Genomic DNA, 3,797 nt, shown 5'->3' on the forward strand with positions numbered 1-3,797 from the left:
CTCCCACTCCTCATCTCGCCTCTCCCCCATCCATCTATACACCTCGCGTATACATGCCATGTATAGTCCGACGGACCGGCGAAACCCACCTCACGTTGAGGTACTTGGAGTACTTGGAGTACTACGCATGGCCACGAAGAAGAACCTGGTCGCCAACCGCGCCGCCCTCGCCCACAAGGTCCGGTACGCCATTGGCCACCCGCACCGCGTCGCCCCGTACGTCAAGCGCGCGGCCCGGGACCGCTGGCTGGCCTTCAAGCACCCCGACCACGTCGGTTACTACCGCGCCGTCATGGCCTCCGACACCCGCCGCAACCCCGAGGCCGCCGTCGGCAGCCGGACGCACGACCGCTGGCTGGCGCTCGGGAAGATGCAGTTCGACTACCTCCGCGAGCACGGCCTCACCCCGCAGTCCCGGATGCTCGACATCGGCTGCGGCAACCTCCGCGCCGGCTGGCACTTCATCGACTACCTGGAGCCGGGCAACTACTACGGCATCGACATCTCCCCCGACATCCTCATCGCGGCGAAGCGGACGCTGACCGACCACGGGCTCCAGACGAAGCTCCCGCACCTGACCATCACCCAGGACCTCACCCTGGACTTCCTGCCCGACGCCCACTTCGACGTCGTGCACGCGCACAGCGTCTTCTCGCACTCCCCCATCGAGATCATCGACGAATGCCTGGCGCATGTGGGGCGCGTCCTGGCGCCCGGCGGCTTCTTCGACTTCACCTTCGACCGGACCACCGGCACCGAACACCAGGTCCTCCGCGAGGACTTCTACTACCGCACCGAAACCCTCATCGCCCTGGCCGCGAAGCACAACCTCAAGGCCCGCTTCATGGACGACTGGGAATCCCGCAACCACGGCCAGTCGAAGATCCGAGTCACGGCCGCCTGACCGCCGGATTTGCCGTCCACGAGTGGCCCACTCGTCGAGCCGGTGCGCCACGGTTCGGTTGGCGGCAGTGAACCGCCGCACTACGATGCGGCGGTGAATCCCTCGCTGACAGTCCGCCCTGCCCGGGTCGAGGACGTCACGCAGATGGCGCGCGTGAACGTCCGGTGCTGGCAGGAGACCTACCGAGGGCTCATGCCGGACGCAGTCCTCGATGACCCGGGCTTCCTGGCCGCTCGGGAGCGGTTCTGGACTGCCGCGCTGACCGACGAGCGCTATCGCGAGAACCGCGTGGCTGTCGCCGAGCGGAATGGCGAGTTGGTCGGGATAGCCATGTCGGGTCCGCCCCTGGACGCCGCGGCGGCGTGGGCGAGGCAGTTGTATGTGCTCTACGTGTATACAGCCGACCACGGCACGGGGGCTGGGCAGGCGCTGCTAGAGGCGGTCGTCGATCCCGGTGAGTCGGCGGCATTGTGGGTGGCCGACCCGAACCCTCGCGCACAGGCGTTCTACCGCAAGCACGGCTTCGTTGCCGATGGAGCGGCCCAGGTCGAGGACGGGGTGCGGGAAATCCGGATGGTCCGCGGCATGCGGCACGGTCGGTAGGGCGAGCCGGGAGCTCCGGGCTACTCCTTGTCCTTGTCGTGGCGCGGCAGGCGTCCGTGCCGGAGGCCGATCCAGACGTCGCGGGCGCGGCGGCCTGCGCGGGTGCGGCTGTGGGCGACGAGCTGGCGGGCCTGTTGTTCGTTCTCGACCATGTGCGAGGAGCCGCGGAGCGGCTTGCCGGCTGTCTCGTGGAGGAAGACGGCCGAGATGACGCCGATGACGCCGGCCGCCATCAGGTAGTACGCGGGCACCATCTTGTCGCCCGTGGACTCCACCAGCGCCGAGGCGACCAGCGGTGTCGTGCCGCCGAAGAGCGAGACGGAGACGTTGAAGGCGACGGACAGGCCGCCGTAGCGCAGATGGGTGGGGAAGAGCGCGGGCAGGGTGGACGCGCTGGTGCCCGCGAAGCAGACGAGGAGCAGACCGAGGATCACGCAGCCGATCGCGGGCAGCAGGATGCCGCCCTGTTTGATGAGCAGGAACGCGGGGATCGCCAGGACGACCATCGCGGAGCCCGCCCAGAGGAACACGGGGCGGCGGCCGAAGCGGTCCGAGGAGCGGCCGACGGTGGTGATCGTCAGGACGACCAGGACCATCGTGCCGAGGACGAGCAGTTGGGCGGTCAGCTCGGGTTCGCCGAGGGTGCTGGTCATGTAGGTGGGCAGGTAGGAGGTGACCATGTAGTTGGTCACGTTGTAGAGCAGCACCAGGCCCATGCAGATGAGGATGGCCTCCCAGTGGTGCGTGAACAGCTCCTTCAGACGGCCCTTGCCCGACATGCGGGCCTGCTCGACCGGGTCCTCCGTCAGAGCGCCGTCCTTCTGTGCCTCCTGATGCTTGGCCTCGACCTCCTGGAAGGCCGGGGTCTCCTCCAGCTTCATCCGCATGTAGAGGCCGATCAGGCCGAGCGGCCCGGCGACGAAGAAGGGGATGCGCCAGCCCCACGAGAGCATCTGCTCGTCGCTGAGGACGGCGGTCAGTACGGTGACGAGGGTGGAGCCGAGCGAGTAGCCGACGAACGTGCCGAAGTCGAGCCAGCTGCCGAGAAAGCCGCGTTTGCGGTCCGGTGAGTACTCCGCGATGTACGTCGTCGCACCCGCGTACTCACCGCCGGTCGAGAAGCCCTGCACCAGCCGGCACAGCAACAGCAGTAGGGCCGCGGCCAGCCCGATGGATTCGTACCCCGGCAGGAAGCCGACCGCGAAGGTGCTGATCGCCATCATGATCATGGTGGCGGCGAGCACCCGCTGGCGTCCGATGCGGTCCCCCAGCGGCCCGAAGACCAGGCCGCCGAGCGGGCGCACGAGGAAGGCGGCGGCGAACGTGGCGAAGGTCGAGATCACCTGCGCGCCGGGCGAGCTGGAGGGGAAGAAGACCTTGCCGAGGATGGGGGCGACATAGGCGTAGACGCCGAAGTCGAACCACTCCATCGTGTTGCCCAGGGCCGCGGCCGAAACCGCCCGCCTGACCTGGGGTTTGTCGACGATTGTGACGTCCTCGGGGGCCACCGGGCGCTTGCGTCGGCGTAGCAGCGTACGCACCATGCGCTCGGTCCGTACGCTGCCCGAACCGTACCCGGCGGACTGCGTGGCCTTGCGCGCTTGCCTGGATCGTTCGTTCTGCCCGTGTTTCATGGCTCCGCGTACTCGTCGTCGGGTCGGGTGGCGTGGGCGGGTGCCGTCCGGAGCGCGGATGACCGCCGCGACTGGCTCGCTTTCGTCATCCTATTGCCGGTTTGCCCCACTGGGCACAGTTTGCCAGTGCGCGTGCCGTCCGTACCGTAAGGTCCCACCGGCCCCCGCGTACCCACGTGACCGCGGACAAACGGGCCACGCCCGGAGCCCGGGCCCTCGGTCCCGTTCCCCGGGCGTGTCAGCCGCCGCGGTCCGCTCTGCTACCCGCTGCTCTACGACTCCTCGGGCGCGCGTCGCTCCCCCGGCTTCGAGGCGCGTTTCGGGGCCGGGCGGGGCTTCTCGCCTCGTACGGACGGCCGGTCCGCGTTGACCTCCTCGGCGCTGCGGTCCCGCTCGTCCTTGGCGGGCTCGCGTTTCTGAGCCGGGGCCATGTCCGCCTCACGCGGGTCCCGGTCCGTACGCTCCTCACCCATGCTGCCTCCCAGGTTCGCGGTGACGGGGTCCCGCCACCGCTTCCATCCCCTCACGCGCGGCCGTCCCGGGCGACCTCCGGCTGGTCCGAACGGCGGCGTGTTCTTCACTCGCCGCCCGGGCGCAGCCACTCCGTCGTCACCGCGAGGAGATTGCGGATGCCGGCCGGGACGGCCGCGCGTGAG

General features: G+C 69.1%; 4 protein-coding genes. 2 read left to right on the forward strand and 2 right to left on the reverse strand.

Going from position 1 to position 3,797, the window contains the following annotated elements:
* Positions 1-127: 127 nt before the first annotated feature.
* Together CCS38_RS21395 and CCS38_RS21400 are read left to right on the forward strand one after the other, a co-directional pair.
* Entirely contained in the window at positions 128-904 is a 777-nt protein-coding gene (locus CCS38_RS21395; protein WP_223734924.1) for a class I SAM-dependent methyltransferase, read from the forward strand.
* A gap of 93 nt (positions 905-997) precedes the next feature.
* Positions 998-1,507, forward strand: a complete 510-nt coding sequence (locus CCS38_RS21400) for a GNAT family N-acetyltransferase (RefSeq protein WP_223734925.1) — start codon at positions 998-1,000, stop codon at positions 1,505-1,507.
* Positions 1,508-1,527: 20 nt separating this feature from the next.
* Here the strand turns inward: CCS38_RS21400 and proP are convergent, their stop codons facing one another.
* Positions 1,528-3,051, reverse strand: coding sequence for a glycine betaine/L-proline transporter ProP (gene proP / locus CCS38_RS21405; RefSeq protein WP_223734926.1), 1,524 nt, complete (start codon positions 3,049-3,051; stop codon positions 1,528-1,530).
* A gap of 362 nt (positions 3,052-3,413) precedes the next feature.
* Positions 3,414-3,614 carry a hypothetical protein gene (locus CCS38_RS21410; RefSeq protein ID WP_223734927.1) on the reverse strand — a complete coding sequence of 67 codons (201 nt, stop codon included), beginning with the start codon at positions 3,612-3,614 and terminating at the stop codon, positions 3,414-3,416.
* Between the last annotated feature and the right edge of the window lie 183 nt (positions 3,615-3,797).

This window comes from Streptomyces purpurogeneiscleroticus (genome assembly GCF_020024005.1).
Classification (GTDB): domain Bacteria; phylum Actinomycetota; class Actinomycetes; order Streptomycetales; family Streptomycetaceae; genus Streptomyces; species Streptomyces purpurogeneiscleroticus.